Here is a 4,149-nt window from a genome sequence, read left to right as displayed (position 1 = left end):
ATTTATAGATAAAATTTACGCTCAAAGCGATCTGGATAAACAGCGTCTAGAGCGGCTCGGCGCTAAAAATATCGTCGTTAATGGCAATGTAAAATCAGCCTTTTTGCTAAATCCGAGTAAAATTTATGCTAAGCCAAAAGAGCGCGTGATCGTGCTGGCTAGCACTCATGCAGGGGAAGAGGAGCTGATTTTGCGCGGGTTAAATTTGAGTGCAAACGATAAGCTGATTTTAGTGCCGCGCCATCCGGAAAGATTTGGCGAAGTAGGCGAGATTTTGGCTAAATTTGCTGCTAAAAATGGACTTAGTTTTTCTAAATTTAGCGAAACTAAAAACTTTGACGCGCAGTGCGTGCTGGTCGATGCGATGGGCGAGCTGGTAAATATTTATAAATTTAGCGACGTCGTAGTGCTCGGCGGTAGCTTCGTGCCAAACGTCGGCGGACACAATCCGATCGAGGCGGCGCAGTTTGAAAACGCGGTGATAAGCGGGGAGTTTATATTTAATCAAAAAGCCTTGTATAGCGCGGTTGACGGCATAAAATTTGCAAAAGCGGGCAAGATAAATGTACTTTTACGGCAAGATTTACCAAAAGCAAAAATCGTCGCCAAAGGCGATGCAAGCGAGATTTTAAAAGATATTGAGGAAAATTTATGAAAGAAGAAAAAGCCTATAAATTACTGGCGATCCAGGAGGGCATCTCAAACAGCGAGGCAAAGGAGCTGATTGACGCAGGCTTAGTTAGCGCCAAAGGACAGAGGATCGCCGTGGCGCGCGCTATGATGAGCGCGGCGACTAAATTTAACGTACAAAAACTGCCGCGCCCAAGCGTGATTTTTGAAGACGAAAACCTGATTGCGGTTGATAAGCCGGCATTTTTAACGTCGGAAAAAGTGAGCGAAACTTATAAATTTCCGTTGCTTCATAGGCTTGATAAGGAAACTAGCGGAGTGCTTTTGCTTGTGAAAAACGAGGAATTTCAAAAAAAAGCGATCGAGGAGTTTAAAAACTGCCGCGTAAAAAAAGAGTACGTCGCGGCAGTAAAAGGCATCGTGAGTGAGGAATTTAGCGTAAACGAACCTATAATCACGCTAAAAAACAGGGGCGGCGCGTTTTCTAAAATATCGCCAAACGGTAAAGAGGCCTTTTCGCACGTAACTCCAGTGATGGTCGCTGGCAAAAAAAGTCTCGTAAAAGTCGAGATAAAAACCGGTAGAACGCACCAAATCAGAGTGCACCTAAATCACGCTGGATACGGGATCGTCGGCGATGAAAAATACGCTAAAAATAAATCCGCAAGAATGTATCTGCACGCTTATAAAATCGAGCTTTTAGGTTATAAATTAAGGTCAAATTTGAGCAGCGATTTTAACAAGCTCGGTTTTGAAATTTCAAGAAATTTTGAGATTTAAAGAGCGATAAAGCTTAAATTTAATAAAATACGCGCTTTAGCTATACAATGTAAATAAAAGGTAGAATGTGTTTGAACAAATCAGCGAGTCGTTTCGTTTAGCCGTTAGTAAAATTCGTTTCGTAGACGATGAAAAAGCGCTAAATAACGCGCTTGACGTGCTTAAAAAAGCACTGCTAAAAGCCGATGTTCATCACAAAGTTACCAAAGAGTTGCTATCTCTCATCGAGGCTGATCTAAAGCAAGGCGGAATAGGTCAAAAGCAATTTTTAGACGCTATAAAGTCAAATTTGACGAAGGTTTTAACCGCGCCGGGCAATCAAGGCTTTGTCTTTGCGTCCGTGGCTCCTACGATCGTGCTAATGGCTGGCTTGCAAGGTAGCGGAAAAACCACTACAACGATAAAGCTAGCTAATTATCTAAAGCTTAGAAAGAAAAAAGTTTTGGTCGCGGCGTGCGATTTGCAACGCTTGGCAGCCGTAGAGCAGCTTCGTCAGCTTTGCGAAGCAAACGAGATAGAGCTTTTTAGCATAGATAATGAAACCGATCCGCTAAATGTAGCTAAGCAGGCGCTAGCTAAAGCAAAAAGCGGGCTTTACGACGTACTTTTAGTGGATACTGCAGGACGCCTAGCTATAGATGAAGCTTTGATGAAGCAGATAAAAGATATCAAGTCTACGCTCGAGCCGCATGAAATTTTTTACGTAGTCGACGCTATGAGTGGACAAGACGGCGTAAAAACCGCAAGCACGTTTAACGACGCGCTAAAAATAAGCGGCGTGGTGCTAAGTAAATTTGACTCGGATAGCAAAGGCGGCGTAGCTATCGGCATAGCAAAACAGCTAAATATACCGCTTAGATTCGTAGGTATCGGCGAAAAAGTTGGCGATATGGAGAGCTTTATTCCTGAGCGAATCGTGAGCCGCATAATGGGTGAGGGTGACTTGGCGACGTTGGTTGAGAAAACTAGCGCCGTGATAGATGAGCAAGAAGCAAAAAGAATAAATAAAAAGATCAAAAAAGGACAGTTTAACTTTAACGACTTTTTATCGCAAATGGAAAGCGTCAAAAAGCTTGGAAATATGAAAAGCCTTATCGGGATGATACCGGGTCTCTCGAGCGTGGCAAATCAGATAAAAGATATCGACCTTGATAACTCGAAGGAAATTTTGCATATCAAAGCTATGATAAATTCGATGACGCAAAAAGAGCGCGAGAATCCGGACCTACTAAACAACAGCCGAAAAAGACGTTTGGCTGCTGGATCTGGGCTATCTCAAGTAGAGGTAAATCGCTTTTTGAAACAGTTTGAAAACGCATCAAAAATAGCAAAGAGATTTTCCGGCAAAGAAGGCTTAAAAGGGCTTGGTAATTTACTAAACCAAGCTAAAAATACTCGTGCTAATTAAAGGGCTTAAATTTGGCTACGAAGCGTGGCTAAATTTAAGCCTATTTAAAAAACAGAAGGAGAAATATAATGGCAACAGTAGTAAGACTAACGAGAATGGGACGCAAGAAAAAACCTTTTTATCGTATAGTCGTAACGGATAGCAGAAAAAGAAGAGACGGAGGCTGGATAGAGTCGATCGGTTACTACAACCCGATGGTTGAGCCCGAGGTGGTAAAATTTGACGCTGAGCGCTTGGCTTATTGGAAAGGCGTCGGTGCGAAACTTAGCGATAGGGTTGCAAAAATAACTAGCAAATAATTAAAAATGGTAGAAAATTTTTTACTTGAATATGCTAAGCTCATCGCTGATTTTCCAGATAAAGTGAAACTCGAGCGAGTCGAGCTTGGCGAAAATTTTGTCGAGCTGATAATTTACGCCGATAAAGTCGATACAGGCAAGCTTATCGGCAAAGACGGCAGGATGATAAACGCGATAAAGACTGTAATCGTGGGCTATAAAGCCAAAGATGCGACATCATACCGCGTTACGGTAAAGCCTCTTGAGTGAGCTTGTAGAAGTCGCATTGCTTGGCAAAACAGTAGGATTAAAGGGATTTGTCAAGCTTCATAATAAGGGCAACTTTCCTAACCAGTTTAAAAAAAATGCTATATTTTGCGATAAAGACGGTAAAGAACTTGTCGTAAAAAGCTACAATCACGCAAACGATACGATCTCTTTTTACGGTTTTGAAGATATAGACAGCGCAAAAACTCTCACAAATAAAACAATCTACACTACAAAAGAAGAAACTAGAAAAAACTGCAAACTAAAAAAGGGTGAATTTTTCTATTTTGATGTCATCGGTTGCGAAATTTACGAAAATAATCAAAGGCTGGGTGAAGTAGAGGATATAGACGAGGTTGGGGCGAATCATCTTTTTTTGGTAAAAACAGATGAAAATTTGATTTCCAAAGGGTTGGAAAAAAGTTTTTACATTCCGTATATCGACGTTTATATAGAAAAAGTAGATGTAGAAAATAAAAAAATTTACACCAAAAACGCTATCTTGATTTTGGAAAATTCCTAATGAAATTTACCTTTGTTACGCTTTTTGAAAGCCTTGTACGGCCTTATTTTGAAGATAGTATTTTAGGTCGCGCCAAAAAAGAGAAGCTTATTTCGGTTGATTTTTTAAATCCTCGTAATTTTAGCGTAGATAAGCATAAAAAGGTAGATGACTATATGGTTGGAGGCGGCGCAGGGTTACTCATGACGTGTCAGCCTATTGATGATACTTTAAAATTTTTACTAAAAAATAAGCCAAACCCCCATACTATTTTTCTTGTACCC

General features: G+C 40.8%; 5 protein-coding genes and 2 pseudogenes. All 7 read left to right on the top strand.

Going from position 1 to position 4,149, the window contains the following annotated elements:
- A pseudogene (locus Q0546_RS08360) lies at positions 1 to 655 on the top strand (3-deoxy-D-manno-octulosonic acid transferase); the annotation flags it as partial.
- Complete coding sequence (locus Q0546_RS08355; protein ID WP_298792129.1) at positions 652 to 1,410, top strand: RluA family pseudouridine synthase; 759 nt, start codon at positions 652 to 654, stop codon at positions 1,408 to 1,410. The pseudogene Q0546_RS08360 and the gene Q0546_RS08355, both read left to right, overlap by 4 nt.
- A gap of 67 nt (positions 1,411 to 1,477) precedes the next feature.
- A complete protein-coding gene (gene ffh, locus Q0546_RS08350; protein WP_298792127.1) occupies positions 1,478 to 2,818 on the top strand; it encodes a signal recognition particle protein in 1,341 nt (446 codons plus the stop codon).
- 68 nt (positions 2,819 to 2,886) lie between these two features.
- Positions 2,887 to 3,117, top strand: coding sequence for a 30S ribosomal protein S16 (gene rpsP, locus Q0546_RS08345; RefSeq protein ID WP_002951203.1), 231 nt, complete (start codon positions 2,887 to 2,889; stop codon positions 3,115 to 3,117).
- A 6-nt stretch (positions 3,118 to 3,123) separates the two neighbouring features.
- A complete protein-coding gene (locus tag Q0546_RS08340) occupies positions 3,124 to 3,366 on the top strand; it encodes a KH domain-containing protein (protein WP_298792125.1) in 243 nt (80 codons plus the stop codon).
- Positions 3,359 to 3,886 carry a ribosome maturation factor RimM gene (rimM, locus tag Q0546_RS08335; RefSeq protein WP_298792123.1) on the top strand — a complete coding sequence of 176 codons (528 nt, stop codon included), beginning with the start codon at positions 3,359 to 3,361 and terminating at the stop codon, positions 3,884 to 3,886. Before Q0546_RS08340 ends, rimM begins: the two co-directional genes overlap by 8 nt.
- Positions 3,886 to 4,149, top strand: a pseudogene (locus Q0546_RS08330) (tRNA (guanosine(37)-N1)-methyltransferase TrmD); the annotation flags it as partial. The gene rimM and the pseudogene Q0546_RS08330, both read left to right, overlap by 1 nt.

Source organism: uncultured Campylobacter sp. (assembly GCF_937997465.1).
GTDB lineage: Bacteria > Campylobacterota > Campylobacteria > Campylobacterales > Campylobacteraceae > Campylobacter_A.
Note: the sequence above shows the minus strand (reverse complement) of the source record. Positions and strands in the feature narration are given on the sequence as shown.

What these genes read in the sequence shown, in the direction of transcription:
- Q0546_RS08355 (WP_298792129.1), top strand. Translation starts at nt 652, where the DNA reads ATGAAAGAAGAAAAAGCCTATAAATTACTGGCGATCCAGGAGGGCATC.
- rpsP (WP_002951203.1), top strand. Translation starts at nt 2,887, where the DNA reads ATGGCAACAGTAGTAAGACTAACGAGAATGGGACGCAAGAAAAAACCT.
- Q0546_RS08340 (WP_298792125.1), top strand. Translation starts at nt 3,124, where the DNA reads ATGGTAGAAAATTTTTTACTTGAATATGCTAAGCTCATCGCTGATTTT.